The organism is Rhizobium sp. Root1203, from assembly GCF_001424945.1.
Classification (GTDB): Bacteria; Pseudomonadota; Alphaproteobacteria; order Rhizobiales; family Rhizobiaceae; genus Rhizobium.
This window is the reverse complement of the sequence record NZ_LMCW01000067.1, coordinates 145,798-171,399: the sequence shown is the minus strand read 5'-3', so window position 1 is coordinate 171,399 and position 25,602 is coordinate 145,798. Positions and strand designations below refer to the sequence as shown.

At 59.9% G+C, this 25,602-nt stretch carries 25 protein-coding genes; 9 read left to right on the top strand and 16 right to left on the bottom strand.

Annotation, left to right across the window (positions count from 1 at the left end):
• Positions 1-5 precede the first annotated feature (5 nt).
• From plsX to ASC97_RS30305, 3 genes are all read right to left on the bottom strand, one after another.
• Complete coding sequence (gene plsX, locus ASC97_RS30315) at positions 6-1,052, bottom strand: phosphate acyltransferase PlsX (RefSeq protein ID WP_057472091.1); 1,047 nt, start codon at positions 1,050-1,052, stop codon at positions 6-8.
• A gap of 103 nt (positions 1,053-1,155) precedes the next feature.
• Positions 1,156-1,710, bottom strand: a complete 555-nt coding sequence (locus tag ASC97_RS30310; RefSeq protein ID WP_057472027.1) for a YceD family protein — start codon at positions 1,708-1,710, stop codon at positions 1,156-1,158.
• 10 nt (positions 1,711-1,720) lie between these two features.
• Positions 1,721-2,311: a ubiquinol-cytochrome C chaperone family protein gene (locus tag ASC97_RS30305; protein WP_057472026.1), complete on the bottom strand. Its 591-nt coding sequence runs from the start codon at positions 2,309-2,311 to the stop codon at positions 1,721-1,723.
• Between the two features lie 187 nt (positions 2,312-2,498).
• Between ASC97_RS30305 and ASC97_RS30300 the strand changes: the two genes are divergently transcribed.
• Positions 2,499-3,035 (top strand): outer membrane protein assembly factor BamE, encoded by a 537-nt coding sequence (locus ASC97_RS30300; protein ID WP_057472025.1) that lies wholly within the window; start codon positions 2,499-2,501, stop codon positions 3,033-3,035.
• A 66-nt stretch (positions 3,036-3,101) separates the two neighbouring features.
• Here the strand turns inward: ASC97_RS30300 and ASC97_RS30295 are convergent, their stop codons facing one another.
• From ASC97_RS30295 to ribH, 3 genes are all read right to left on the bottom strand, one after another.
• Positions 3,102-5,237, bottom strand: coding sequence for a sodium-translocating pyrophosphatase (locus tag ASC97_RS30295; RefSeq protein WP_057472024.1), 2,136 nt, complete (start codon positions 5,235-5,237; stop codon positions 3,102-3,104).
• Positions 5,238-5,451: 214 nt separating this feature from the next.
• Positions 5,452-5,934: a transcription antitermination factor NusB gene (nusB, locus tag ASC97_RS30290; RefSeq protein ID WP_057472023.1), complete on the bottom strand. Its 483-nt coding sequence runs from the start codon at positions 5,932-5,934 to the stop codon at positions 5,452-5,454.
• Positions 5,935-5,937: 3 nt separating this feature from the next.
• Positions 5,938-6,393 carry a 6,7-dimethyl-8-ribityllumazine synthase gene (gene ribH, locus ASC97_RS30285; protein ID WP_057472022.1) on the bottom strand — a complete coding sequence of 152 codons (456 nt, stop codon included), beginning with the start codon at positions 6,391-6,393 and terminating at the stop codon, positions 5,938-5,940.
• Positions 6,394-6,682: 289 nt separating this feature from the next.
• On the opposite strand from ribH, the gene ASC97_RS30275 reads away from it, so the two are divergent.
• Together ASC97_RS30275 and ASC97_RS30270 are read left to right on the top strand one after the other, a co-directional pair.
• On the top strand, positions 6,683-7,180 hold the full coding sequence (locus ASC97_RS30275; protein WP_057472020.1) for a cupin domain-containing protein: 498 nt from the start codon (positions 6,683-6,685) through the stop codon (positions 7,178-7,180).
• A gap of 10 nt (positions 7,181-7,190) precedes the next feature.
• A complete protein-coding gene (locus ASC97_RS30270) occupies positions 7,191-7,727 on the top strand; it encodes a GNAT family N-acetyltransferase (protein ID WP_057472019.1) in 537 nt (178 codons plus the stop codon).
• Here ASC97_RS30270 and ASC97_RS30265 read toward each other — a convergent pair.
• The 7 genes from ASC97_RS30265 to ASC97_RS30235 all read right to left on the bottom strand — a co-directional run bounded on the left by ASC97_RS30265 (position 7,690) and on the right by ASC97_RS30235 (position 14,175).
• Positions 7,690-8,310, bottom strand: a complete 621-nt coding sequence (locus ASC97_RS30265) for a riboflavin synthase (RefSeq protein WP_057472018.1) — start codon at positions 8,308-8,310, stop codon at positions 7,690-7,692. The two genes, ASC97_RS30270 and ASC97_RS30265, sit on opposite strands and share 38 nt — an antisense overlap.
• Complete coding sequence (gene ribD / locus ASC97_RS30260) at positions 8,310-9,419, bottom strand: bifunctional diaminohydroxyphosphoribosylaminopyrimidine deaminase/5-amino-6-(5-phosphoribosylamino)uracil reductase RibD (RefSeq protein ID WP_057472017.1); 1,110 nt, start codon at positions 9,417-9,419, stop codon at positions 8,310-8,312. Before ribD ends, ASC97_RS30265 begins: the two co-directional genes overlap by 1 nt.
• A gap of 3 nt (positions 9,420-9,422) precedes the next feature.
• Positions 9,423-9,899 carry a transcriptional regulator NrdR gene (nrdR, locus tag ASC97_RS30255; RefSeq protein ID WP_037063720.1) on the bottom strand — a complete coding sequence of 159 codons (477 nt, stop codon included), beginning with the start codon at positions 9,897-9,899 and terminating at the stop codon, positions 9,423-9,425.
• 9 nt (positions 9,900-9,908) lie between these two features.
• Positions 9,909-11,207, bottom strand: coding sequence for a serine hydroxymethyltransferase (gene glyA / locus ASC97_RS30250; protein WP_057472016.1), 1,299 nt, complete (start codon positions 11,205-11,207; stop codon positions 9,909-9,911).
• 158 nt (positions 11,208-11,365) lie between these two features.
• On the bottom strand, positions 11,366-12,670 hold the full coding sequence (locus ASC97_RS30245) for a L,D-transpeptidase family protein (protein ID WP_057472090.1): 1,305 nt from the start codon (positions 12,668-12,670) through the stop codon (positions 11,366-11,368).
• A 421-nt stretch (positions 12,671-13,091) separates the two neighbouring features.
• Complete coding sequence (gene ldtR / locus ASC97_RS30240) at positions 13,092-13,607, bottom strand: transcriptional regulator LdtR (RefSeq protein WP_057472015.1); 516 nt, start codon at positions 13,605-13,607, stop codon at positions 13,092-13,094.
• Between the two features lie 130 nt (positions 13,608-13,737).
• Positions 13,738-14,175: a DUF6163 family protein gene (locus ASC97_RS30235; RefSeq protein ID WP_057472014.1), complete on the bottom strand. Its 438-nt coding sequence runs from the start codon at positions 14,173-14,175 to the stop codon at positions 13,738-13,740.
• A gap of 134 nt (positions 14,176-14,309) precedes the next feature.
• On the opposite strand from ASC97_RS30235, the gene hemB reads away from it, so the two are divergent.
• The 4 genes from hemB (at position 14,310) to ASC97_RS30215 (ending at position 17,703) form a co-directional block, all read left to right on the top strand.
• Positions 14,310-15,323: a porphobilinogen synthase gene (hemB, locus tag ASC97_RS30230; RefSeq protein WP_057472013.1), complete on the top strand. Its 1,014-nt coding sequence runs from the start codon at positions 14,310-14,312 to the stop codon at positions 15,321-15,323.
• Positions 15,324-15,400: 77 nt separating this feature from the next.
• Positions 15,401-15,859 carry an RDD family protein gene (locus ASC97_RS30225; RefSeq protein ID WP_057472012.1) on the top strand — a complete coding sequence of 153 codons (459 nt, stop codon included), beginning with the start codon at positions 15,401-15,403 and terminating at the stop codon, positions 15,857-15,859.
• 179 nt (positions 15,860-16,038) lie between these two features.
• Entirely contained in the window at positions 16,039-16,815 is a 777-nt protein-coding gene (locus tag ASC97_RS30220; RefSeq protein WP_057472011.1) for an arginyltransferase, read from the top strand.
• Positions 16,816-17,703 (top strand): DMT family transporter, encoded by an 888-nt coding sequence (locus ASC97_RS30215; RefSeq protein ID WP_057472010.1) that lies wholly within the window; start codon positions 16,816-16,818, stop codon positions 17,701-17,703.
• Here the strand turns inward: ASC97_RS30215 and ASC97_RS30210 are convergent.
• Positions 17,642-18,151 (bottom strand): SRPBCC family protein, encoded by a 510-nt coding sequence (locus tag ASC97_RS30210; RefSeq protein WP_057472089.1) that lies wholly within the window; start codon positions 18,149-18,151, stop codon positions 17,642-17,644. The two genes, ASC97_RS30215 and ASC97_RS30210, sit on opposite strands and share 62 nt — an antisense overlap.
• Positions 18,152-18,300: 149 nt before the next feature.
• Positions 18,301-20,556 (bottom strand): DNA topoisomerase IV subunit A, encoded by a 2,256-nt coding sequence (gene parC, locus ASC97_RS30205; protein ID WP_057472009.1) that lies wholly within the window; start codon positions 20,554-20,556, stop codon positions 18,301-18,303.
• A 251-nt stretch (positions 20,557-20,807) separates the two neighbouring features.
• On the opposite strand from parC, the gene ASC97_RS30200 reads away from it, so the two are divergent.
• On the top strand, positions 20,808-21,995 hold the full coding sequence (locus ASC97_RS30200) for a hypothetical protein (protein ID WP_057472008.1): 1,188 nt from the start codon (positions 20,808-20,810) through the stop codon (positions 21,993-21,995).
• 153 nt (positions 21,996-22,148) lie between these two features.
• On the opposite strand, the gene aspS is transcribed toward ASC97_RS30200, so the two are convergent.
• Positions 22,149-23,939, bottom strand: coding sequence for an aspartate--tRNA ligase (gene aspS / locus ASC97_RS30195; RefSeq protein WP_057472088.1), 1,791 nt, complete (start codon positions 23,937-23,939; stop codon positions 22,149-22,151).
• Positions 23,940-24,205: 266 nt separating this feature from the next.
• Here aspS and ASC97_RS30190 point away from each other — a divergent pair, with 266 nt between their 5' ends.
• Positions 24,206-25,597 (top strand): multicopper oxidase family protein, encoded by a 1,392-nt coding sequence (locus ASC97_RS30190; protein ID WP_057472007.1) that lies wholly within the window; start codon positions 24,206-24,208, stop codon positions 25,595-25,597.
• The last annotated feature ends 5 nt before the right edge of the window (positions 25,598-25,602 follow it).

Here is a 25,602-nt window from a genome sequence, read left to right as displayed (position 1 = left end):
GTCGCTCATGCCGCTTCCGGCCCGATAGGGGGCAGCCGCTTGGCATGATACTTTTGCAAATCGTTTTCTATTTTCTGATTGAGGCCGTTCTTGGCCATGTCATAGCCGACTTCGATAGCGGCCGCGATGCCTTCGGCGTTGGCACCGCCGTGGCTCTTGATGACAACGCCATTCAGGCCGAGGAACACGCCGCCGTTGACCCTGCTCGGGTCCATCTTCTCACGCAGCATATCAAAGGCGCTTTTGGCCAGGAGGTAGCCGATCTTGGCAAGCAGCGTGCGGGACATGGCCGCACGGAGGTACTCGCCGATCTGGCGCGCCGTGCCTTCAGCGGTCTTTAGCGCAATGTTTCCAGAAAAACCCTCGGTCACGACGACATCGACCGTACCCTTGCCGAGATCGTTGCCCTCGACAAAGCCGAAATACTCAAGCGAGTCGAGATTGGCTTCGCGAAGCAGGCGACCGGCCTCCTTGACCTCTTCCTGACCTTTGATCTCTTCGACACCGACGTTGAGCAGACCGATGGTCGGACGCTCGATATCGAAAAGTGCCCGCGCCATGGCGCCGCCCATGAGGGCGAAGTCCATCAGCTGCTGGGAATCGGCGCCAATCGTCGCGCCGACGTCGAGCACGATGCTTTCGCCCTTCAGCGTCGGCCAGATTGCCGCGATTGCCGGGCGCTCGATGTTGGCCATCGTGCGCAGACAGAATTTGGCCATCGCCATCAGGGCACCCGTGTTGCCAGCCGAAACGGCAACATCGGCTTCCCTAGTCTTGACGGCTTCGATCGAGCGCCACATGGTAGAGATGTAGCGGCCGCGGCGGAGCGCCTGGCTGGGCCTCTCGTCCATGCGAACAGCCAACTCGCAGTCATGGAAAACGGAGTTCTCTTTAAGCTTCGGATACCTGTTGAGAATCGGCTCGCATTGTTCCTTCAATCCGTACATCACGAAAGACATGTCCGGATGCCGTTCCAACGCCTTGGCGGCACCGGGGATGACAACCTGGGGACCAAAGTCGCCACCCATGAGGTCGATAGAGATTCTGATCACGCGTCCCTGATCCTTATTTTTCACCCTCAGGGGGTGAAATTTCGGCCAAAATACCGGTTTTCCCGTCGCTTACAACTGAATTGTGTCAAATAACCAACGGCTTTCAGTCCTTTTTCCAGTCCTTCAGCACTGCGAAGGCGGATGGCTTCTTATCGTTTTCGCCGGTGTCTTCTATATGACTTCCAAACTCAATGCCGTCCTTTCGGGGATAGGGATCGATGGCCAGGGCAGCGAATTCCGTGACGACTTCCCCGGCGTCGATCGTGTCACCGGAAAAGCTTTCCGGTAGATCAGGACCATCGGGATCGAGCACCATCTCGCCGGCATCGTTGGCCGGCCGGCGCGCGAGCTTGGAATTTTCCGGCACGAAAATCTGTTCGAACGTTTCGTCGATCGCAGCGGGGACGGGCTCCAGGGTGACCACGCAAGCCTGCACCAGCTTCGCCTGCACCCTGCCCTTGACACGGATGCCGTCTCGCTTCCAACGGGCGATCTCCAGATCGGCCCGGAAATCGTCCACGGACAGGACATTCCAGGTCTTCGCGAGCGCCTGCAGCTCTCGCTTGTCGGCTTCCAGATGCACCTCGACCGGATTGGCGGAGATGTGGCCAACCTTGACGAGATAGGAGAAAGGAACGCCGTCTGTCGAATTCTTCATTGTGATCTCCTCACGCGACGTTCGGAAGCGTTGCCGATCCCGTCGCAACAACGTCTTCCGATTGAGCCGAAAGATAGGCTTCCGCCGCAAACATCCAGTCCGCCAGCCCGCCCATGTCGACGGCATGGGCCGCTTTTGGGTGAACGTTCCGGCTGAGGGCAGCTGCCAGGGCGGTGGGATCGGATGTATCCATCGCGTTGGAGTATGCTTCCAAGCGGCCATAGAACATGCCAGCGAGCTTCTTCATACGTTTTGGAACGCTGTTGTCGCCTATGCCGAGTTCGCGGATCGAATGATCGATATCCTCGAAGAATGCATCGACGATCTCCTGGGCGATCTCCTGGCCGCTCGTCGCAGAAGCGCGCGTGCGACGGAAGAACAGGATCATCACGACCGACAGCATCTCGAACCGTCCCATGACGGTGTCCGGCACGTTCAGCCGCTCGTAGAAATCGGGCATGCGCGCAGCAGACGTCAACGCCTGATATTGCCGCTCGACGATCGCTTGATTGTTGTTTTTCTTGCCAAAGAGCCCGAAGATCATTGTTTTTTCCGGAAAGGCCATATTCTTCGCGCCAAGCTGCGTCAGGCCTTGTTGCATGATTTCGAAAGCTGGTTTACCGAAGCAGGCGCGAATTGCAATGCCGAAGGTGGCCGCTTTCGGGACAGCCCGCTATCAGTGCGTGTTGAGGCGGGTGGCTACGATCCGACCCCGGAAAGGCCACAAAGGTTTTGCATCAGCGATATTCGCAGGGCCAATGGCTGCTATCGATACCTTAAGGGAGTAGATGTCGTTGAAGAAACGGTATTTCAAGTCTGACAAGAAATTCCTCAGCAATGCCGCCATTGCCATCATGATTGCCTCCGCCGGATTGACCGGCTGCCAAACCGGTACGGTTCTGAACGGTGGCTACGTCGCCGACGAACAATCGCTGAACCTGGTTCCCGAGGGGTCGAGCCGCGAACAGGTTCTGCTTTCGCTTGGCACGCCATCCACCACGGCAACATTCGACGGCGAAGTCTTCTATTACATCTCGCAGCGACGCCAGCGCTCCGCAGCGTTCCAGAAGCTGAAGGTGGTCGATCAGAGCGTTCTTGCGATCTATTTCGACAAGGACGGCATCGTGACACGCCGCGCCAACTATACGCTCAAGGACGGCAGGGTCTTCGACACGATCAACCGCGTGACGCCGACAGGCGGCAAGGATCTCACCTTCCTTCAGCAGCTGCTCTCCGGCGGCAGCGCCGCGAATATGGCAAAGGGCCTCTTCGGAGGCGGCAGCGGCTCCCAGGCCTCGCCGCAGAACCCGGCCAGCCTGCGTTAACGAGCGCCATGTACAAAAAACCCGCCGGATCGCTCCGGCGGGTTTTTTTATATCAGTGCCGGACGATCAGGCCAGAATTGCGAGCAGCAACAGCGCGACGATGTTGGTGATCTTGATTGCCGGGTTGACGGCGGGGCCGGCCGTATCCTTATAGGGATCGCCGACGGTATCGCCTGTCACCGACGCCTTGTGCGCTTCGGAACCCTTCATGTGGCGAACGCCGTCCTTATCGACGAAACCGTCTTCGAAGGACTTCTTGGCATTGTCCCACGCGCCACCGCCCGACGTCATCGAGATTGCGACGAAGAGGCCGTTGATGATAACCCCGAGAAGCGATGCGCCCAGTGCCGCAAATGCGGACGCCTTCGAGCCTGAGATCAGCAAGACGCCGAAATAGACGACGATCGGTGCCAGCACCGGTAGAAGCGACGGGATGATCATTTCGCGGATCGCCGCCTTCGTCAGCAGGTCGACGGCCCTGCCGTAATCCGGCTTTTCCGTACCCTGCATGATGCCGGGCTTTTCCTTGAACTGGCGGCGAACCTCCTCGACGATCGCACCGGCCGCACGGCCGACGGCGGTCATCGCGATGCCTCCGAACAGATAGGGAATCAGGCCGCCGAACAGCAGACCGGCAACGACATAAGGATTGGAAAGATCGAAAGAGATCGGGCCAACGTCCGCGAAGTACGGATATTTGTCGCCATTCGCAGCGAAGTACTTGAGATCGTACGAATAGGCGGCAAAGAGCACGAGAGCGCCGAGGCCGGCCGAACCGATGGCATATCCCTTCGTCACGGCCTTGGTGGTATTGCCAACGGCATCGAGCGCGTCCGTCGATTTGCGAACTTCCGGCGGAAGATGCGCCATTTCGGCAATTCCTCCGGCATTGTCCGTCACGGGTCCGAAAGCATCGAGCGCGACGATCATGCCGGCAATCCCGAGCATTGCCGTCACCGCAATACCGGTCCCGAAGAGGCCGCCAAGCTGGTAGGTGGCGAGAATGCCGCCAACGATGACGATTGCAGGCAATGCGGTCGATTCCAGCGACACTGCGAGGCCCTGGATGACGTTCGTGCCGTGACCGGTGACTGACGCCTGGGCGATCGAATTGACGGGCCGCTTGTTGGTGCCGGTATAATATTCGGTGATGACCACGATCAGCGCCGTGACGACGAGACCCACCAACCCGCACAGGAAGAGGTGCATGCCGGTGATATCTGCACCGCCAACAGAGCCTATGGAGCCCCAGCCGATCGTCAGCGAGGTTGCTGCGCCCAGCCCGATAATCGAAAGAAGGCCGGTCACGATGAGGCCCTTATAGAGCGCGCCCATGATCGAACCGTTGCTGCCGAGCTTGACGAAGAAGGTGCCTATGATCGAGGTGATGATGCAGGCGCCGCAGATGGCAAGCGGGTAGAGCATTGCCGATTCCAGGATCGGTGTTCCGGCAAAGAAGATCGAGGCCAGAACCATGGTCGCGACCACGGAGACTGCGTAGGTTTCGAAGAGGTCCGCAGCCATGCCAGCGCAATCGCCGACATTGTCGCCAACGTTGTCAGCGATAGTCGCCGGGTTGCGCGGGTCGTCTTCGGGAATGCCGGCTTCGACCTTGCCGACGAGGTCGCCGCCGACGTCCGCGCCCTTGGTGAAGATGCCGCCGCCGAGACGGGCGAAGATCGATATCAGGGATGCACCGAAGCCAAGCGCGACCAGTGAATCGATCACCTCGCGCGACCCGGCTTCATGGCCGAGGACGACCGTCAGCACGTAGTAGTAGATCGAAACACCAAGAAGAGCCAACCCGGCCACCAGCATGCCGGTGATCGCGCCGGATTTGAACGCAATGTCGAGTCCGGCGGAAAGGCTTTGCGATGCAGCCTGCGCTGTCCGGACATTGGCGCGGACGGAAACATGCATGCCGATAAAGCCGGCGGCGCCGGATAGTATCGCGCCGATCAGAAAGCCTATTGCAGCGGTGCCGGAGAGTAGCAGCCAGGCTGCAACGAAAACAACGATACCAACGATGGCAATGGTCTTGTATTGGCGCGTCAGATAAGCCTGTGCGCCTTCGCGGATATAGCCCGCAATTTCCTGCATTCGGCTATTTCCCTGATCGGCGGCCAGCACCGACCTGGTTGCCCAGATGGCATAGACCACCGAGAGCAGACCGCATGCAATTACGCATAAAAGAATGGTCATTTCGCTCTTTCCTCCAAAAGAGCCGGAGCTCACTCCCTCTCCGGCTGCGAACACGTCGACTCGATTTCCTCCCTCAGAAATGCGGCAACGTCGGGCGGAGATTGCGTGGAGGAAAACAGGACGTCAAGCCCGCAAGGGCTGAAAACCCTTACGGAGCAACGGGAAAGGAGGAAACGCTAAAATGGGGAGCGGTCAGCCGACGACGTGCAGCACGCTATTTCTTGGCTTCGCCGCGAACCTGCTTGGCAATGCGGTCAAGGACCGCGTTCACAAGCTTGGGCTCGTCATCGCTGAAGAAAGCCTGTGCGATCTCGACATACTCCGTGACGATGACGGCGACCGGAACATCCTTGCGCTCGATAAGTTCGAAAACGCCGGCCCGCAGGATGGCGCGAACAGTGCTGTCGAGGCGCGACAGCGCCCAATCATCCTGCAGCGCGGCGGCGATCAGCGGATCGAGGCGCGTCTGTTCCCGCACGACACCCGACACGATTGACCGGAACCAAGAGGCGTCGGCCTTGAGGTAGGTCTCGCCGTCGATTTCCTGCCCGAGGCGGTGCGCTTCGTACTCCGCGACGATCTCAAGTACGCCCGTGCCGCCGATATCCATCTGATAGAGCGCCTGAACCGCAGCAAGGCGCGCCGCGCCACGCTGGTTCGCTGTCTTGACCGGACGCTCCGAGTTTTCGTTGCTCATTCGTTATGCACCCAGTTTCTTCTTCAGCTCGATCATCGTGAGAGCTGCGCGGGCAGCAAATCCGCCCTTGTCCTTGTCGGAGCGGCGTACGCGCGCCCAAGCCTGTTCGTCGTTTTCGACAGTAAGAATCCCGTTTCCTATAGCGAGAGATTCGCTGACCGCGAGGTCCATCAATGCACGCGAGGATTCATTCGAAACGATGTCGAAATGATAGGTCTCCCCGCGGATCACCATGCCAAGAGCCACATAGCCATCGTAGTTCGTGCCGTCATTATCCGCTCCGTCGAGCGCCATGGCAATCGCCGCCGGAATCTCGAGCGCGCCTGGAACGGTCACGACGTCGTAGGTCGCTCCTGCTTCCTTCAAGGCAAACGTCGTACCTTCAAGAAGGGCATCAGCCATGTCGTCGTAGAAGCGAGCTTCGACGATCAGAATATGGGGAGCGGTTTCTCGCGCCATGCTTCACCTTCATTTCTTAGAGGACTGCCACGCGGCAGGCCGCGGTCAAAACATGCCTTTGGTCGAATGGCAAGCAAATTCGGCTCATGGCTGAAGTGCAAAATCGGAAATCTTGTCAGGCGACGCCCGGTATGGGCCGAAGGGCCGACCATATGCTTGTTTCGTCGCACTGGAAATGCCGACGCGGCAGATCCGCGCCTCGCCAAGACAATGGCGCCGGTGTTTCGCGCGACGGGTTGTATTTTCTGACTGGATAGGGCCTCCTGCTCGCACACAGCAGGAGGTAGCGATGTCCGGCCCAAAGTCCCCCATTGTCAATATTGCCGATCTGAAGCTCGATCGTTCGATACAGGGAGAGCTATATGAAAGCAACGACGTGTCGTTCGGGTCGCTTATCGGCCTGGCAGGGCTCGGCATCAGTTACAACGAGGTTCCGCCAGGCAAGTCGAGCTGTCCATTTCACAACCACCATGTCGAAGACGAATTGTTCTTCATCATCGAGGGAAACGGTGAATACCGCTTCGGCCAGGAACGGTATTCAATCAGGAAGGGCGACACGCTCGCAGCGCCAGCCGGCGGCCCGGAGACGGCGCACCAGATCATCAATACCGGATCAACGACCCTCATCTATCTCGGCATTTCGACCAGTGCGAAAACCGAGATCGTAGAATACCCGGACTCCGGAAAATTCCTTGCAAAAACCAGGCGCGACGACGCCAGCCGCTTCCGTTTCATGGGGCGTGAAACGGGCAATCTCGACTATTGGGACGGCGAACCCGGTGCGTAGGGAGCGTTTCATGGCAACTATTCCCATCATCGAGACGGAGCGGCTGACGCTGCGGCCGCATACCGTTGAAGACTTCGAAGACTATCAAGCCTTGTGGAGCGACGAGGCCGTCGTACGCTTCATCAGCGGCGTTCCTTCAACACGCGAACAGGCCTGGGCTCGTCTGTTGCGCGCAGCCGGGATGTGGCACCATTTGGGATTTGGCTTTCTGGCGATCGAGGACAAGCAGAGCGGGCGCTTTGTCGGGGAAGCGGGTTTCCTCGACGTCAAACGAGACATGAAGCCGATCACGACGGAGGGAACCCTGGAGGCCGGCTGGGCTCTGCTTCCGGGTGCCCAGCGCCGCGGCTATGCGACAGAAGCATTGCAGGCGCTCATCACTTGGGCGGAGGAACACTTTCCGTCAAAGCCTATCACTTGCATCATCGACCCCGACAACGCAGCCTCGTTGCGCGTCGCGGAAAAGCTCGGCTTCCGGGAGGCCGGACGGGCCGACTATCACGGCGAGGTCATTCTGCTTTCGCGGTCGGAAATTCCGCCAGCCTAGCGGCATAGCGGGCCATCGTATCCACTTCGAAATTCACGAAATCGCCGGCCCTGCGCGCGCCCCAGGTCGTCACCTCGAGCGTATGACGGATCAAAAGCACATCAAAATCAGTGCCTTCGACGGCATTGACCGTCAGCGACGTGCCATCAAGCGCAATCGATCCCTTAGGCGCCACGAACTTGGCCAGGTGGTCCGGTGCCCGCAGGCGAAAACGCGTGGCGTCCCCCTCTTCCGTGACCGACAGAATTTCGGCTTTGCCGTCAACGTGCCCGGAGACGATGTGGCCCCCCAGTTCGTCTCCGATCTTCAGCGAGCGCTCCAGATTGACGCGGCTGCCTTCTTTCCAGGTCGCGATCGTCGTCAGCCGCAGTGCTTCCTCCCACGCTTCGACTTCGAACCAGCGGCCGTTGCTTCCTTCGCCGGGGAGGCCGGTAACGGTCAGGCAGATGCCGGAATGAGAGATCGAGGCGCCCATGTCGATCGTCGCCGGATCGTAGCTTGTGGCAACGCGAAGCTTGATGCCCTCTTTCAAAGGCGAAACGGATTCGATGGTGCCGACATCAGTGACAATTCCTGTAAACATCAAACGTCTCTTTCGTATTCGTCCAGGCGGTCGTCGCCGACAATGAAGGTGCCCATATGGATAAAGCCGGATGGGATATCGGTTCTATCCAGCGGCGTTTCAATACCGCCGTCTCCAATGATGCCCGGCCCCTGGTAGAGCAGGATGCGATCGACATAGCCGCCGTCGAGGAAGAGCCGCGCTGTTTTCGCCCCGCCCTCGACGAGCAATGACGAGATCCCCCGCGAGGCAAGAGCGGGAAGAAGCTCGTCCGGACGATAGGGATTGCATTGCACGACTTCAACGCCAGCTGCATCAAGCGCGGCCCGGCGTGCGAGGAATTCAGCGTCGTCGCTGTTGTCGAAGTGGGGCGGCTCGGCTGCGACGACCATGACCGGGACGTCCCTGGCCGTCTCGACAAGCCTGCTGCTCAGCGGCAGAGACAGCTTTTCATCGAGCACGATGCGGATGGGTGACTGCCCCTCCAGCCCTAGCGAGCGGACGGTCAACAGCGGATCGTCCGCAATCGCCGTACCGATACCCACGAGGATCGCATCGGTTTGCGCCCGAAGCTTCATCACCTCAGCGCGCGCTGCAGGGCCGGTAATGGCAATCTGGCCCTCGCCCCTCCTGCCGATCATTCCGTCGGCAGAAACTGCAAGCTTGAGAATCACATAGGGGCGATGCTTCGTCTGACGCATGAGATAGGCGGCGAGCGAACGCTTGCCCTCTTTCTCCAGGATGCCTGCATCGACCTCGATACCAGCGTCACGCAGCATGGCGATGCCCCTGCCCGAAACCCGCGCATCCGGATCCGTGACGCTTATGACAACGCGGCCGACGCCATAGGCGATCAGCGCTTCGGCGCAAGGTGGCGTCTTGCCATGATGCGAGCACGGTTCCAGCGTCACGTATGCGGTGGCGCCGCGTGCCAAGTCTCCGGCTTCCGCCAATGCCTGCGGTTCGGCATGCGGGCGGCCGCCGATCGCGGTCACGCCACGGCCAACGATCTCGCCCTCGCGGACGATGATGCAGCCGACCGACGGGTTGGTCGATGTTTGGCCAAGATGAAGGAGACCCAGCCGGATCGCCTCCTGCATGAAATGCGCGTCGTCCGGCGAAGCGCTCATCGGCTATATGTCCAGGGGGTCGCGGGCGATCTTGGCGTTGATCTCGGAGATGACCTTCTCGAAATCCTCGGCATGAGAGAAGTCGCGATAGACCGACGCATAACGCACGAAACCAACGTCATCGAGGCTCTTCAGGGCTTCCAGCACCTGAAGACCGATCTGTTCGGAGCTGATCTCCACCTCGCCGGAGCTTTCCAGCCGTCGGACGATGCCGGAGACAGCACGTTCGATGCGGTCCCGGTCGACCGGACGCTTGCGCAGTGCGATCTCGAAGGAGCGAACCAGCTTGTCGCGGTCGAAAGGCACCTTGCGGCCCGTCTTCTTCGACACCATGAGTTCGCGCAATTGCACGCGTTCAAAGGTGGTGAACCGGCCGCCGCAATCAGGACAGATACGCCTGCGGCGGATGGACGTATTGTCCTCCGCCGGGCGTGAATCCTTGACCTGTGTGTCTTCCGATCCGCAAAATGGGCAGCGCATGCGCTATCCTTAGCCGATGTAGTCGTACATTGGGAAGCGGCCGGTGAGGTTCATCACCTTGCCGCGTACGGCCGCTTCGACGGCGTCATTGCCTTCGTCGGAGTTGGCAACCTTCAGGCCGTCGAGAACCTCGACGATCAGATTGCCGATTTCCCTGAATTCCGCTTCCTTGAAGCCACGCGTCGTGCCGGCCGGTGCGCCAAGGCGAACACCCGAGGTGACAAAAGGCTTTTCGGGATCGAAGGGTATGCCGTTCTTGTTGCAGGTAATGTAGGCGCGGCCAAGCGCCGCTTCGGCGCGCTTGCCTGTTGCGTTCTTCTTGCGAAGGTCAACGAGCATCAAATGGTTGTCGGTGCCGCCGGAAACGACGTCGAGGCCGCCTGCGATCAACGTTTCGGCAAGCGCCTTGGCGTTCTTGACGATCTGCGCGGCATAGTCCTTGAACTCTGGCTGCAGCGCTTCGCCGAAGGCAACGGCCTTTGCAGCAATGATGTGCATCAGCGGACCGCCCTGGAGCCCCGGGAAGACGGCCGAATTGAACTTCTTCGCCAGACCCTCGTCGTTCGTGAGGATCACGCCACCGCGCGGACCACGTAGCGACTTGTGGGTCGTGGTCGTGGCGACGTGGCAATGCGGGAACGGCGAAGGATGCTGGCCACCGGCAACGAGGCCGGCAATGTGAGCCATGTCGACCATGAGGTAGGCGCCAACGGAGTCGGCGATCTCGCGGAAACGCTTCCAATCCCAAATGCGGGAATAAGCTGTGCCGCCGGCGATGATGAGCTTCGGCTTGGTTTCCTCGGCCTTGCGGGCAACTTCGTCCATGTCGAGCAGGTTGTCGCCTTCGCGGACGCCATAGGAGACGACGTTGAACCACTTGCCGGACATGTTGACCGGCGAACCGTGCGTCAGGTGACCACCCGAATTGAGATCGAGGCCCATGAAGGTATCGCCCGGCTGCAGCAACGCCAGGAATACGGCCTGGTTCATTTGGCTGCCGGAATTCGGCTGAACGTTGGCAAAATTGACGCCGAAGAGCTTCTTGGCGCGGTCGATGGCAAGTTCTTCCGCGATATCGACGAACTGGCAGCCGCCATAATAGCGCTTGCCCGGATAGCCCTCGGCATACTTGTTCGTCATGATGGAGCCCTGGGCTTCCAGCACCGCTCGGGAAACGATATTCTCCGAGGCAATGAGTTCGATCTCATGCCGCTGGCGGCCGAGCTCCTTTTCGATCGCGCCGAAGATATCCGGATCGGTATCGGCAAGCGAGCGATTGAAGAAGGTCTGAGTGGAAGCATTTGTCATGGGCGGGCTCCTCAACTTGAATGCGCGAAGCTTTAGCCTTCCGCCTTGCCGAGAGCAATACGAAGAACGACATTTGCTAGGCAATCTACGCGCAACAAAAAACCGCGCCCGGAAAGGCGCGGCTTCGAATACAAATCGCTGAGCAGTTTGCCTTGGCCTTACTGAACCGGCTGTTCCGTGCCAGCGGTCGTATCGAGCGCCAGCTCGGCGTTGCCGTCCATCTGGTAGATGTCGTCGCGAAACTGCACCACGCCGTCAGGCATGCCCCAGGCAGAGATATAGACGAAGTAAACCGGAACTTCCTCAGCAAGTTTGATCGGCGTGTTGACGCGGGTGGTGATGACCTGCTCCATCTGCTGGCGCGACCAGGGTGGAGTGTCGCGCAGCAACCAGTTCGTCAGATCGCGGACGTTCTGAACGCGGACACACCCCGACGATTCGAAGCGCATCAGCTTGTTGAAAAGGCCCTGCTGCGGCGTGTCGTGCATGTACTCGCCGTTCTTGTTGTAGAAATTGATCTTCGTCGACGCCATGGCGTTGATCTTGCCCGGGTCCTGCCGGAACATCAGGTTGGGAGCCTTCTCGGCGTTCCAGTCGATCGTTTCCGGGGCAACCTCGTTGCCCTTGCCGTCGAGAAGGCGAATGGCGTTCCTCTCCAGATAGGTCGGGTCCTTGCGCATCAGCGGCACGATGTCCTTCTCGACGATCGAGCGCGGCGCGGTCCAGTAAGGATTGAGGATAACCTCGTAGATCTTCGAGTTGACGAGATGCGTGGGGCGGCTGAGACGACCAACGACCGCCGCATGGCGCGTCGCCACGCTGCCGTCTTCGACGGCCTCGACATAGGCAGCCGGAATGTTGACCATGACGTGGCGGCGACCGAGCTCGGCCGGGAAGGTCTGTAGCCGGATGAAATTGGTGTTCAGCTGCTGAAGGCGCACGTCAGCCGGAATGTTCATCGCCTTCAGCGTGAACTCGCCGATAACGCCATCGGCCGGAAGACCGTGGCGAGCCTGGAAGCGCTTCACGGCACCATCGACATATGAGTCGAACGCCGAGGACATGCCAGCTTCACGCGGCAGGTCGCCCGTGATGGCAAGGCGCTGCCGAAGAGCCTGTACGGACTGGTCGGTGACGCCGATCTGAAGACGCTGCTCGCCCGGATTGACCTGAGGCCAGCCGCCGGCTGAAGCAATCTGCTGATATTGGGAAATGGCCTGCTGAATGCTGCCGACCGACTGCGGTCCGAGGATCGGCGTGTTGGAAACGATGGCAGTCGCCGTTCTGGAAGCAGCCTTCGCGTCGAACTGATCGTCCCAATCGCCGCGCTCCGGCGCATTGATCAACGAATCGATCGCTGTCTGCGCCAAGGCAGGTGCTGCAACAGCTCCCGCACCGATCATTGCCGCTGAGGCTAGAAACGCCCGGCGAGAGAGAACTTCAGTTCCGTTTTTTTTCGACATCATCCCAACCACTATATTGCCGCTGCTTGAGAGACCGGCGGCATTTGCTCTATCCCTGCGAGAACGCAGATCCCTATCACCCGTTGCCGGCACGTCACAAAATTCCGCTGCCGGCGATCACACGATTGCGAGCGGGAAGCGCGAGGTTCTCGGACCTCTGATTTGGGAAGCCCCAGTTGCCGTGCATTTCCGCTGACATGCTAATATGGCCAATTCGTGTCGCAAGTGCAGAACTCAACCGTCGATAGCGGGCAGCGTTGCACCAACCGTGCGGGTTAATAGCGGCTAAAAAACGGCTTGAAAACAGCAGATTGCGGTTGCCTGCCATGCGTTGCAGAGATGACACGCGGAACCCCGACGGCAAAACCGGACGCGCAGGGAACGCATCCGGTTTTCTTTGACCTTGGAGGGGTCGTATTCCTTAGAGACGGTACAGGATCTGATCGTTCCAGAAGCGGTCGAGACGGGTCAGCAGCTTGTTCATCTGCGTGAATTCGTCCGTGCCGATGCCGCCGACCTTGTCGATCGAGCCGATGTGACGCTCATAGAGCTTGCCGACGGTCTCAGCGATGTCCTGGCCGGTTTCGGTCAGGCTGATGCGGACCGAACGACGGTCGATGCGCGAGCGCTGATGGTTGATGAAGCCGAGGTCGACGAGCTTCTTGACGTTGTAGGACACATTCGAGCCCAGGTAGTAACCGCGTGAGCGAAGTTCGCCGGCGGTCAGCTCCGAGTTGCCGATGTTGAAAAGTAGGAGAGCCTGCACGGCGTTGACGTCGCTGCGACCCTGACGGTCGAACTCGTCCTTGATGACGTCGAGGAGACGGCGGTGAAGACGTTCAACAAGATGAAGGGATTCCATGTAAAGGTCACGGATGCCCTGCTCCTGCTGGTCACGGAAGTTCGATACCGCCTGCGGCTTGATTTTCGTGTTCATGATGACTGCCTCACTGTTTGTTTGGCGGTGTTGGTTTTCTTCCCGCCTTGAGACAGACCCTATCGAATACAAATAAAATTCTACTTAAACTGCAGGCTTAACAGTGCCTTACCGAAAACCCATCGTTGTATCAGGGTAAATCAACGCTTACCTGCTGCCGGCGCCTGCGTTTCTCCTGCCAGAGGATAACGCGAAATATGCAATATAAAACAGCGACAAGAATGTGCAGCAGGATGATCAGACGGTTGGCGCCGAAAGTCTCCGGCAGGAGGCCGTACATGATGATCTGGCCGCCAGCCGCGAGCACCCAGATCACCGGCCCCCAAGACACGATCAGCCATAGACCGAGGGCCGCGACAGGAAAGACGACAGCCAGGCATGTGCTTGCCACCTTCCACGGCAGGCTCAGAAGATCGAAGCGGCCAGCGCCGACCAGCGAATAGCCGACGAGCATCGCCCAATACTGCAGCCCGAACCAGAAGCAGGAGACCGCAACCAGCCGCAGGAAAAGGATAAAGAGAACGCTTGCCAGCGTGCTTTTCGGTATCGTCGGAGAATCAGCGTCCATGCTTCAGACAATAGGGTTGCGGGTGCGTCTTCGCCAGCGGTTCGTCCATTGCGGCCAATCGTCCGGTTTCGATTTTGCGGGCAGCATGATAATGAGCACACCGACAATTGGACCGACCGAAAGCTAGAACGATCATGCAGGACAAGACGCACCTCGTGGATGAAATCACCGGCCACCGCCGCATGCGCCGCAACCGCAAAGCCGAATGGACCCGCCGGCTGGTACAGGAAAACCGTGTGACGGTGGACGATCTCATCTGGCCGGTCTTCGTCGTGCCGGGTTCCGGTATCGTCGAACCTATCGCGGCCATGCCGGGCGTCAACCGCATGAGCGTCGACATGCTGGTCGAGGCCACAAAAGAGGCCGCCGATCTCGGCATCCCGGCGATCGCGACCTTTCCGAATATCGAAATGGCGCTGCGCGACGAAACCGGCTCCAATAGTCTTGAGGCAAACAATCTGATCAATCAGGCGACGGCCGCCATCAAGAGGGCAGTCCCCGATATCGGCATCATCACGGATGTGGCGCTTGATCCGTTCACCAGTCACGGTCACGACGGCATTTTGAGGAACGGCACGATCGTCAACGACGAAACCGTCGAACAGGTCTGTCGAGCGGCAGTCATTCAGGCCGATGCAGGCTCCGATATCATTGCCCCCTCCGAAATGATGGATGGTCGGATCGGTGCAATCCGCCGGGCGCTGGACGCCGCTGGCCATCAGGATGTCGGCATCATGAGCTACGCCACCAAGTTCGCTTCGGCGTTCTATGGGCCGTATCGGGAAGCGATCTCCACCGGGGGCCTGCTGAAGGGCGACAAGAAGACCTACTATATAGATCCGGCCAACGGCACCGAAGCGATCAGGGATGCGGCGCTCGACGTCGAGGAAGGCGCCGACATGCTCATGGTCAAGCCCGGCCTGCCCTATATCGACATCTGCTGGCGCATGAAGGAAGCATTCGGGTTGCCGACCTTCGCCTACCAGGTTTCGGGCGAATATTCGCAGATCAAGGCAGCCGCAATGAACGGCTGGATTGACGGCGAACGGGCCATGCTGGAAACGCTGCTGGCGTTCAAGCGCGCCGGATGCGACGGCGTTCTGACTTATTTCGCTGTCGAGGTTGCCAGATTGCTGGCGAAACGCTGATCGTTGCCCGGCAATATTGTATTTAAGAGCAGCGATACCATATTTGCGGCATCGCTTCTCGAAAGGAGACCGCAAATATGACGCTCAACCCGAACCCGCTCTATGCCGCCCCGGACGACTGGCGCGCCTATAGCGGCACGCTGAGCCGTCGCGTCTTTGCGTTCGTTCTCGACTACGTCATCATTCTGCTGCTCTGCATCCCGGCGGCCGTCGTGCTGTTCTTTTTGTCGATCGTCACGCTGGGGCTCGGTTTCTTCCTTTACCCTGCACTCTTCGTAATCGTCGCCGGCCTTTATTTCGGGTTCACGGTGGGTAGTTCCAGCCAGGCTTCGCTCGGAATGCGAGCCATGGGTATCGCGATCGCGCGCGTCGATGGGCAACGCATGGATTTCCTGCTTGCGATCGTACATCTCGCCCTGTTCTGGATCCTGAACTCGGTTCTGACCCCGCTGATTCTGCTTGTCGGACTGTTCACCGAGCGCAGCCGCCTCCTTCACGATTTTCTCGTCGGCACCGTCACGGTCCGTACAGCCTGACGATCCTCGCAACGCGCTGAAATATGTTGCTTCTCCGGCCTTTGCCGGAGAAAGCCGTGGCCCATATCCAAAAGTATAGCTGTTCAACAGGCGCGGACATCCGCCGCGCTGTTGACGTTTTCTTTTCTTAAGTCATGCTGTTCTTATATGCATCGAACCAAGGGAAATCTCTGCAGCAGATGAACACGCAGACAACGCCATCACCGCAGTTTTATCTGACGGCTCCGGCTGCCTGCCCCTATCTGGCCCACGAGATGGAACGCAAAGTCTTCACGCATCTCGTTGGCCCGCGCGCGGCCGAAATGAATGACATCCTGACGCAGGGTGGCTTCCGTCGTTCGCAGAATATTGTCTACCGGCCGGCCTGCGAAGCCTGTCGTGCCTGCATTTCCGTTCGCATCCTCGCGCAGGAGTTCGAGCCGACGAAATCGATGAAGCGAGTGCTGGCATCCAATGCCGATATCATCGCGACGGAGTTTCCGGCCCAGCCCTCCAGCGAACAGTATTCGCTGTTTCGCCGCTACCTGGACTACCGGCATCAGCAAGGCGGCATGTCGGACATGACGGTGCTCGACTACGCGATCATGGTCGAGGACACCCACGTCAATACCAAGATCATAGAATACCGGCGTCGCGAGGAAGGTTCCGGCCTCGAGTCCCGGCCGAGCGGGGAACTGGTTGCGGCTGCGCTCACCGACACCATGAGTGACGGCCTCTCAATGGTCTATTCCTATTTCAATCCTGAGCTCGAACGGCGCTCGCTCGGCACCTTCATGATCCTGGACCACATCCGGCGCGCCAAGGCGCTCGGCCTGCCGCACGTATATCTCGGCTATTGGGTTCAAGGCTCGCGGAAAATGGACTACAAGACACGCTTCCAGCCGCAGGAGCATCTGACGCCGCGTGGCTGGGAGCGTTTCGATCCCTCCAGTCTGCCCGAAAGTACCCACGACTAAATGTCCCTCCCCGCTCTTTCCGACCATCGGAAGGGCCTGCTGCTGACGGCGATCGGCGGCCTTGCGCTCTCCATGGACATCCCCCTCGTCCGCCTCGCACATGGTGACATGTGGTCAATCCTCGGCACACGCAGCATCACAACCGTTGTCGTGACGCTGCTCGTCGTTTGCGCGATACGCTATGGACGAGGAGCTTGGCCCGTCCTGGTGCCCGGTCGCCATGGCATTGCCGCGGGGTTGCTCTACGGGCTTTCAACGTTGACGTTTCTGCTGGCGGTCTTTCACACGGCGACGGCAAATGTCGTGTTCATCGTCGCGTTCAATCCGATGTTCGGCGCCCTCCTGTCATGGGTATTCCTGAAGGAGCGGCCGGCTATCGCCACCATAGCGACCATGATGGTCATGGTTTTCGGTGTCAGTCTGATCGTTTACGACGGATTGGCCGGCGGTCATGTGTTCGGCGATGCGATGGCGCTGCTCAGCGCCTTTATCCTTGCTTCGGCCATCACCATCGGTCGTGCGTCGCGGAAGGATATGGGCTTCGTGCCGCTGCTGGCCGCCGCCATTCCTGCGGCTCTCGGTTTCGCAATCGTCATGCCGACCGGCCTTTCGATCGAGAACCCTGCCTGGATCGTCTTCAACGGCGCGATCCTGATGCCCGTGGCATTCTGGTGCCTCGCCACCGGGCCGCGCTACCTGTCTGCCCCTGAAGTAGGAATGTTCTACCTGCTCGAAACAATTCTGGCGCCGATATGGATGTGGATGATCTTCGCGGAGATGCCACCGACGATGACGCTGATCGGCGGCGCTATTCTCGTATGCGCGATTATGGCGCACTCGCTTTGGATGGTGCGGCGGAAGCCTGCGCAACAAGCTCTTGCACATTGACCATCCGCATCGCGTCCAACTCGCGTTCAAGACCGTGCATCACGTGAACCCAGCCCTGGCGGGTCTGCTCCTCGAATTGCGCCCACTCAGCGCACATTTCGTGTGAGAGCGTCAGCCGCGTTCCTTCTGCCAGCGGTTCGATTTCGATCTGGATACGATCGGCATTGTGATCGTGCTCCGCCACGGAGAAGCAGAAAACCATCCGCCGCGGCCGGCGCAACTCCAGAAATACGCCGTAGTGAACCGCATCACCGGTGGGCCGCCGGTCGATGACGAGAAAATGACCGCCGACGCGCGGCTCGATATCGGCGCGGATAACCCGGCCATCATCTGTCGCGAAGAGGAACCGCTTGGCGATCTCAGGATTAAGCCACGCGTCATAAACTGCAGAGGGCGACGCTGTGTAAGTATGCGATACTGTCAACGTAATGGTATTGCAGGCACCCATCAACATTCCTCCGTGATCGGACGTGCCGGCTTTGCCAGCCGCACATACGATCATTCCGACCGCCCGCGGAATGATGTTGTCCATGTTGTGATTACAGGACAAACTTAGAGGAATTGCCCCGCTCGCCAAGAGCGGAGCGCTGATATATTTCAGCCGGCAAACTTGCCGCTGCGAGGGAAGCCTTTCGGAACGGAGCGACCGGCAGAGGCGCGATCAGCCAGCCATTCGGCGAGCTCATCCTTGCTCTTCGTGAAGGTGCGGCCGGCGCTGTCTTCCCAGACGAGCCCATCGGCGATCGCAAAGCAGCGTACATCCGATATGCCGCCATCCTTGTATCGCTGCAGCCGCACACCCTTGCCCCTCGACATCTCCGGCACCTGATCGAGGGGAAATACAAGCAGCTTGCGATTTTCGCCGACAACCGCGACATGATCGCCGCTGACCGGAACGATGAGCTTTGTTTCGTCGGGCATCGACACGTTCATGATCTGCTTGCCCTTTCGGGTGTTGGCAACCATGTCGGCTTCGACCACGACGAAGCCGTTGCCGCCCGTCGAGACGATCATCTGCTTGCGCTGGGGATCGTGGACAAAGGCGGTCAGGACGTCCTGGTCGTTGTCCATGTCGATCATGATGCGCAGCGGTTCGCCATGGCCACGGCCACCCGGAAGCTTGTCGCCACCGAGCGTAAACGCCTTGCCGCCCGTCGTGACGATCAGGATCTTGTCAGTCGTCTGCGCCGGGAAGGCGATCCTCAGTCCGTCGCCCTCCTTGAAGGTAAGGGTCGCTGTGTCGGAGATGTGTCCCTTAAGTGCGCGGATCCATCCCTTTTCAGAGACGACGATGGTGATCGGCTCCTTCTCGATCATCGCCTGCTGGATCGCCTCTTCGTCGGCGTCCGGGGCCTCGGCAAACTGGGTGCGCCGGCGGCCGAGCTCGGTTGCCTTCGCAAACTTCTTCTTCACTTCGCCTATTTCCCAGGCGACCGTCTGCCACTGCTTTTCCTCGGACGCGAGGAGAGCTTCGATCTCGCCCTTCTCGTTGGTCAGCGCGTCGAACTCGGTGCGGATCTCGAACTCTTCCAGCTTGCGCAACGAGCGCAGCCGCATGTTCAGGATCGCTTCCACCTGATTGTCGGTCAGCCCCCAGCGGGCGACCATCACGGGCTTCGGCTCATCCTCCTCGCGAATGATCCGGATCACCTCATCGATGTTGAGGTAGGCAATGAGCAAGCCGCCGAGGATTTCGAGGCGCCGGTCGATCGCCGCAAGGCGGAAGCGCGAGCGTCGCTGAAGCACCTCGCGGCGGTGATCCAGCCATTCCTTGAGGACTTCGTTCAGCGCCATGACGCGCGGAATGCGGCCCATGGAGAGCACGTTCATGTTCAACGGGAAGCGGCTTTCGAGCTCCGTCAGCTTGAACATCGATTCCATCAGGATCGTCGGATCGACCGTGCGGTTTTTGGGAACCAGCACAACGCGGACGTCTTCCGCCGACTCATCGCGGATGTCTTCCAGCAGCGGCAACTTGCGTGCGATCAACAGCTCGGCGATCTTTTCGATCAGCCGTGACTTCTGAACCTGGAACGGAATTTCGGTGACGATGATCTGATAGCCACCGCGACCCAGATCTTCGATCTGCCACTTCGCACGGACACGGAAGCCGCCGCGGCCGGTCTTGTAGGCCTCGACGATGCTCTCGCGGTCATCGATAATGATGCCGCCGGTTGGAAAGTCAGGACCGGGAATGAACTCGACAAGCTTCTCGACGGTCGCGTCGGGATGCTTGATCAGGTGCAATGCGGCGTCGCAGAGTTCATGTGCATTGTGCGAAGGGATCGAAGTCGCCATGCCGACGGCAATGCCCGAGGAGCCGTTTGCCAAGAGGTTCGGGAACGCGCCCGGCAGAACAGTCGGTTCCTCATCTTCCTCGTTGTAGGTCAGCCGGAAATCGACGGCATCCTGCTCGATACCCTCGAGGAGCAGCGACGCCACTTCCGTCATCCGCGCTTCGGTGTATCGATAGGCGGCGGCACTATCGCCGTCGATGTTGCCGAAGTTGCCCTGCCCGTCGACAACGGGATAGCGCTGCGAGAAATCCTGCGCGAGGCGGACCAGCGCATCGTAGACCGATTGGTCGCCATGCGGATGGAACTTACCGATGACGTCGCCGACGATGCGGGCGCACTTCTTGAAGGACGAATTCGAGCGAATTCCCATCTCGCTCATCGCATGGATGATGCGGCGGTGGACGGGCTTCAGGCCATCACGAACGTCAGGCAAGGCGCGGTGCATGATGGTCGACAGCGCATAGGCAAGATATCGCTCCTCGAGCGCTGCCTTGAGGTCGACCGGCAAAATGCTGTCATCGTCTCCGCCCGAGGGCGGCAAAATCTCTTGTCCCATACGTCTTGACTAGCCGAGATGCCGGTTCCGAGCAAGGAATCCGGGCACTGCGGCTGTGGATGACGTCTTCCAACGTCAAGAAAACAACGCGGCAGACCGATCCGCCTGAATTTGGACTTTGTTTGCTTATTCCTTCAAGACAATTTGCTTGCTTATCTCTTCAACACAAATTTAGAAATCCCGAAATATAAACCGCCATCGATCCGTAGTAGATTGACGGGCAATTTCACTCCGCCACCAGAGGACTACCAATGACATTTTACAGGACGACGCGGCTAATGCTCTCGGGCGTGGCTTTTCTTTCTCTTGCCGGCTCCGCCTTCGCCCTTGACGGCCAGGACCTGCTGAAGAAGATCAACGCGGCCTATACCCTCCAGGGCGGCACGCTCTTGGCCGACGGCGTCGATGTCGACGGCACCACCGTCACGCTGAAAAATGCCAGCTTCAAGCCGAACAGCGGCGCGGCTCTGCCGATCGGCGAAATCACGCTGACGGGTGTCGAGGAAGATGAGGACGGCGGCTACTACATCGAGGAAGCAGCCTTCCCCGATATCAACAAGACAAACGATGGCGCGACGCTCACGGCGACAGAGCTGACGCTTGGCGGTATCTCGGTTCCCGCCGATCCGAAGGGCGAAGGCCTGGATTCCATGCTGCTTTATGAAAGCGCGCACAGCGGCCCGGTGAAAGTCGTCAAGGACGGCGCCGAGGTGTTCTCGCTCGGCGGTAGCGACGTCAATCTGACGCTGCGCGAAGACGAATCCGGCTTCGATTTCGACGGCGCGTTCAAGAGCCTCAAGGCCGACCTCACCCAGGCCAGCGATCCGCAGAGCAAGGAAGCGATCGACAAACTCGCACTCCAGCACATCAATGGCGATATCACCATGAAGGGCGCCTGGGAGCTGACGCCCGGCACGATCGACGTGTCTGAGCTCGCGTTCGACTTCACGAATGTCGGCAAGCTCAACCTTGCGTTCAAAATCTCCGGCTACACCATGCCCTTCGTGAAGTCGCTGCAGGAAGCCGCCAAGCAGGCAGAAGCCAACCAGAACAAGGAGGAAGCGCAGCAGGCACTCGGGCTGTCGATGCTTGGTCTGATGCAGCAACTGTCGTTCGAAAGCGCCCAGATCCGCTTCGACGATGCATCGATCACCCAGCGCGCGCTCGACTACGCCGGCAGCCAGCAGGGCATGTCCGGCAAGCAGATGGCGGATTCGCTGAAGGCGATGACGCCGATCATGCTGGCGCAGCTCAATATACCTGAGCTGCAGAATGCGGTATCGGCTGCGGTAACTACCTTCCTCGACGACCCCAAGAGCCTCACGGTCCGCGCAGCGCCTGCCAAGCCGGTGCCGCTGCCGATGATCATGGGTGCGGCAATGGGTGCACCAAACACGCTGCCGCAAGTTCTCGGCGTCAAGGTTTCGGCGAACGACTAAGGCTGCTAAGTTCGACTAGAAGCACCCGGCGCGCCCTGCCCGCCGGGTGCTTTTGCGTTAGGCTTGGCGAGGAAGTCTGGTCGGGGGGCCTTCCGCAATGCAAAAAGCCGGCGAAATCGATCGCCGGCTTTTCTTATTCAAAAACAGACCTGCTCAGTCCTTCTTGACAGGCGGGATCGGGCGGATCGCCAGTTCGCGCAGCTGTGCCGGCGTTGCCGGGGTCGGGGCGCCCATGAGGAGGTCCTGCGCCTGCTGGTTCATCGGGAACAGCGAGATTTCGCGCAGGTTCTTGGCGCCGACGAGCAGCATCACGATACGGTCGATACCAAAGGCTGCGCCCCCATGCGGCGGTGCGCCGTACTGGAAGGCGCGGTAGAGACCGCCGAAGCGATCCTCCACGTCCTGCTGGCTGAGACCTACCTTTTCAAAGGCGGCGACCATCGTTTCCGGTGACTGGTTGCGGATCGAGCCCGAAGCGATTTCGAAGCCGTTGCAAACCGCGTCGTACTGGTAGGCCTTGATCGTCAACGGATCCTGGTTCAGCAGCGCGTCGAGACCACCTTGAGGCATCGAGAACGGGTTGTGGGCGAAATCGATCTTCTTCTCTTCCTCGCTCCATTCGAAGAACGGGAAGTCGACGATCCAGCATAGCTCGAAGCGGTCGCGGTCGATGAGGTTCAGCTCGTCGGCGGCGCGGTTGCGGGATTCGCCTGCGAACTTGTAGAACTTTGACGGCTCGCCGGCGACGAAGAAGCAGGCGTCGCCCGCTTCGAGACCGAGCTGCGTGCGGATTGCGTCGGTGCGCTCTTCGCCGATGTTCTTGGCGAGCGGGCCGGAGCCGGCGATCTTGCCATCCTCTTCCTTCCAGAAGATGTAGCCGAGGCCCGGCTGTCCCTGGCTCTGCGCCCAGGCGTTCATGCGGTCGCAGAAGGCGCGGGAGCCGCCGGTCTTTGCCGGGATCGCCCAGATTTCGACCTTCGGGTTCGAGGCTATCATGCCCGCGAAGACCTTGAAGCCGGAGCCGGCGAAGTGATCGGTGACGGCTTCCATGACGATCGGGTTACGGAGGTCCGGCTTGTCCGAGCCGTATTTGCGGATCGCTTCGTCGTAGGGGATACGCGGCCATTCCTTGGTGACCGGCTTGCCTTCGGCGAATTCCTCGAAGATCGAGGTCATCATGGGACCCATCGTATTCCAGATGTCTTCCTGCTCGACGAAGCTCATTTCGAGGTCGAGCTGGTAGAATTCGCCCGGCAGACGGTCGGCGCGCGGGTCTTCGTCGCGGAAGCACGGGGCGATCTGGAAGTAACGGTCGAAACCGGCAACCATCAGCAGCTGCTTATACTGCTGCGGCGCCTGCGGCAGCGCGTAAAAGGTGCCGGGGTGAATCCGGCTCGGCACGAGGAAGTCGCGCGCGCCTTCCGGCGAAGATGCCGTCAGAATCGGCGTCGTGTATTCGGTGAAGCCGACATTGCCCATTTCGCGGCGCATGGAGGAGATCACCTGCGTACGCTTGACGATGTTCTTGTGCAGCGTCTCGCGGCGAAGGTCGAGGAAGCGGTATTTCAGGCGAACGTCTTCCGGATAGTCGGGCTCGCCAAAAACAGGCAGCGGCAGCTCCTTGGCGGCAGAGAGAACTTCGATCTCCTGCGCGTAGAGTTCGATCTCGCCGGTTGCCATCGTCTTGTTGACGGTGTCATCGGTGCGCGCCTTGACGAGACCATCGATGCGGATGACCCACTCGCCACGGACGGTTTCGGCCTGCTTGAAGGCGGGCGAATCCGGATCGGCAACCACCTGGGTGATGCCGTAGTGATCGCGGAGGTCGATGAAGAGAACGCCGCCATGGTCGCGAACGCGATGGACCCAGCCGGAAATCCGGACAGTCGAGCCGACGTCCGACTTGCGGAGGGCTGCACATGTGTGGCTGCGGTAGCGATGCATAATCTCAATTCCCGGTATTTGGCTTAAGACGGCAGCAAGGGGCTCCAATGGCTCTCCCGCGCCGACAAGAAAATCGGGCGGAAAAGCGCATGGACTGCCTGATTTGTCAAGACTTGGCGCAATCAGCGTTCGGTTTGCAAGGTTTGCCGCAACGACCTCGACCTGCATCCCCGTGACGCCGTGCGGCAGTTTGGCAGCTCCACGCATATTGCTGAAACCGGCGGTCAACTTTAAAGAGGAACGATATCGTGTCCCGGAGCCTCGTCATGCCTCTTCTCACCCGCCGCAATCTCTTGAAAGCCTCGGCCATTGCGGGTGCCTACGGGGTCGGCATTGGGGTGGCGGGAAAATTCGGGCTCGCGGAAGCCGCGCCTGAACCGTACCTGCTCAAAGCGGTGAAGACGCAGGCGACCCTCACGAATACGGGGCTGACAAAAGACATCATGAGCTGGGGCGACGGGGGGATGCCGCCGGTGCTCAGGATGGCGAAGGGGAAACCCTACGCCGCGCGGCTGACCAACACGCTCGACGAGCCGACAACCATCCATTGGCACGGCTTGAGAATCGCCAACACGATGGACGGCGTCCCCTTCATGACGCAGCCCTACGTTTATACAGGCGACAGTTTTGACTACGCCTTCACGCCACCTGATGCCGGCACTTTCTGGTATCACCCGCATTGCAACACGCTCACGCAGATGGGCCAAGGCATGACCGGCGTGATCGTCGTCGAGGATGCAGCGGATCCGACGTTCGATTCCGAGGTCGTGCTCAATCTGCGCGACTGGCGGCTCGGCAGCGACGGCCAGTTCATTGCCCCCTTCCGTCCGCGCGATGCGGCGAAGACCGGCACCTACGGAACGGTCAGGACCGCCAACTGGCATCAGGAGCCACAGTACGACGCGCCCGCCGGCGGCCTGATCAGGCTCCGGATTGCCGTCACCGATGTCACCCGCATCTTCTCGCTGAAAATGGAGGGCGCCGAGGCGGCCGTGATCGCGATCGACGGCAACCCGGTCGCGAAGCGGTTTCCCCTCGACCTCCTGCTGATCGGCCCCGGACAGCGTCTCGACCTTGCCGTCCGCATGCCCGACACCGAAGGCGCGACTGCGACACTGGAAGACATCCGCGGGACATCCCCGAAGACGATCGCCAAGCTCAGGGCGGTCGGACAGTCCTTGAAACGCAATGCCGGCGACCTGGCGGCGCTTGGGGAAAACCCCGTTGCCAAGGCCGACATTTCGTCAGCACAGAAGATACCGCTCGTCCTCAGCGCGACGGCCGAAAGCGCACCCGCCGACAGCATCTGCGGCACGCTGGGCTACAGTTTCTGGGCGATCAACAAGGTGCCGTGGCCGGGGGACACATCCGATCCCACCGCCCCGCTTGCCGAGCTCAAGCTGGGGCAGAGTTATATTCTGCAGCTCGAGAACGTCACGCCCCACTTCCATCCTATCCACCTGCACGGGATGAGCTTCACGACGATCTCATCATCGACGCGGGAGGTCATGCCGCTCGTCTCCGACACCTATCTGATCCAGCCGGACGAGAAAGTGCAGCTCGCATTCGTGGCCGACAATCCGGGTGACTGGCTGTTGCATTGCCACATCATCGAGCATCAGAAGACCGGCATGACGAGTTATATCAGGGTTGTTTGACGGAC

Coding starts and splice junctions, on each gene's coding strand:
- ASC97_RS30310 (WP_057472027.1), bottom strand. CDS start 1,710: ATGAAGAATTCGACAGACGGCGTTCCTTTCTCCTATCTCGTCAAGGTT.
- ASC97_RS30305 (WP_057472026.1), bottom strand. CDS start 2,311: ATGCAACAAGGCCTGACGCAGCTTGGCGCGAAGAATATGGCCTTTCCG.
- ASC97_RS30300 (WP_057472025.1), top strand. CDS start 2,499: ATGTCGTTGAAGAAACGGTATTTCAAGTCTGACAAGAAATTCCTCAGC.
- ASC97_RS30295 (WP_057472024.1), bottom strand. CDS start 5,237: ATGACCATTCTTTTATGCGTAATTGCATGCGGTCTGCTCTCGGTGGTC.
- nusB (WP_057472023.1), bottom strand. CDS start 5,934: ATGAGCAACGAAAACTCGGAGCGTCCGGTCAAGACAGCGAACCAGCGT.
- ribH (WP_057472022.1), bottom strand. CDS start 6,393: ATGGCGCGAGAAACCGCTCCCCATATTCTGATCGTCGAAGCTCGCTTC.
- ASC97_RS30275 (WP_057472020.1), top strand. CDS start 6,683: ATGTCCGGCCCAAAGTCCCCCATTGTCAATATTGCCGATCTGAAGCTC.
- ASC97_RS30270 (WP_057472019.1), top strand. CDS start 7,191: ATGGCAACTATTCCCATCATCGAGACGGAGCGGCTGACGCTGCGGCCG.
- ASC97_RS30265 (WP_057472018.1), bottom strand. CDS start 8,310: ATGTTTACAGGAATTGTCACTGATGTCGGCACCATCGAATCCGTTTCG.
- ribD (WP_057472017.1), bottom strand. CDS start 9,419: ATGAGCGCTTCGCCGGACGACGCGCATTTCATGCAGGAGGCGATCCGG.
- nrdR (WP_037063720.1), bottom strand. CDS start 9,899: ATGCGCTGCCCATTTTGCGGATCGGAAGACACACAGGTCAAGGATTCA.
- glyA (WP_057472016.1), bottom strand. CDS start 11,207: ATGACAAATGCTTCCACTCAGACCTTCTTCAATCGCTCGCTTGCCGAT.
- ASC97_RS30245 (WP_057472090.1), bottom strand. CDS start 12,670: ATGTCGAAAAAAAACGGAACTGAAGTTCTCTCTCGCCGGGCGTTTCTA.
- ldtR (WP_057472015.1), bottom strand. CDS start 13,607: ATGAACACGAAAATCAAGCCGCAGGCGGTATCGAACTTCCGTGACCAG.
- ASC97_RS30235 (WP_057472014.1), bottom strand. CDS start 14,175: ATGGACGCTGATTCTCCGACGATACCGAAAAGCACGCTGGCAAGCGTT.
- hemB (WP_057472013.1), top strand. CDS start 14,310: ATGCAGGACAAGACGCACCTCGTGGATGAAATCACCGGCCACCGCCGC.
- ASC97_RS30225 (WP_057472012.1), top strand. CDS start 15,401: ATGACGCTCAACCCGAACCCGCTCTATGCCGCCCCGGACGACTGGCGC.
- ASC97_RS30220 (WP_057472011.1), top strand. CDS start 16,039: ATGAACACGCAGACAACGCCATCACCGCAGTTTTATCTGACGGCTCCG.
- ASC97_RS30215 (WP_057472010.1), top strand. CDS start 16,816: ATGTCCCTCCCCGCTCTTTCCGACCATCGGAAGGGCCTGCTGCTGACG.
- ASC97_RS30210 (WP_057472089.1), bottom strand. CDS start 18,151: ATGGGTGCCTGCAATACCATTACGTTGACAGTATCGCATACTTACACA.
- parC (WP_057472009.1), bottom strand. CDS start 20,556: ATGGGACAAGAGATTTTGCCGCCCTCGGGCGGAGACGATGACAGCATT.
- ASC97_RS30200 (WP_057472008.1), top strand. CDS start 20,808: ATGACATTTTACAGGACGACGCGGCTAATGCTCTCGGGCGTGGCTTTT.
- aspS (WP_057472088.1), bottom strand. CDS start 23,939: ATGCATCGCTACCGCAGCCACACATGTGCAGCCCTCCGCAAGTCGGAC.
- ASC97_RS30190 (WP_057472007.1), top strand. CDS start 24,206: ATGCCTCTTCTCACCCGCCGCAATCTCTTGAAAGCCTCGGCCATTGCG.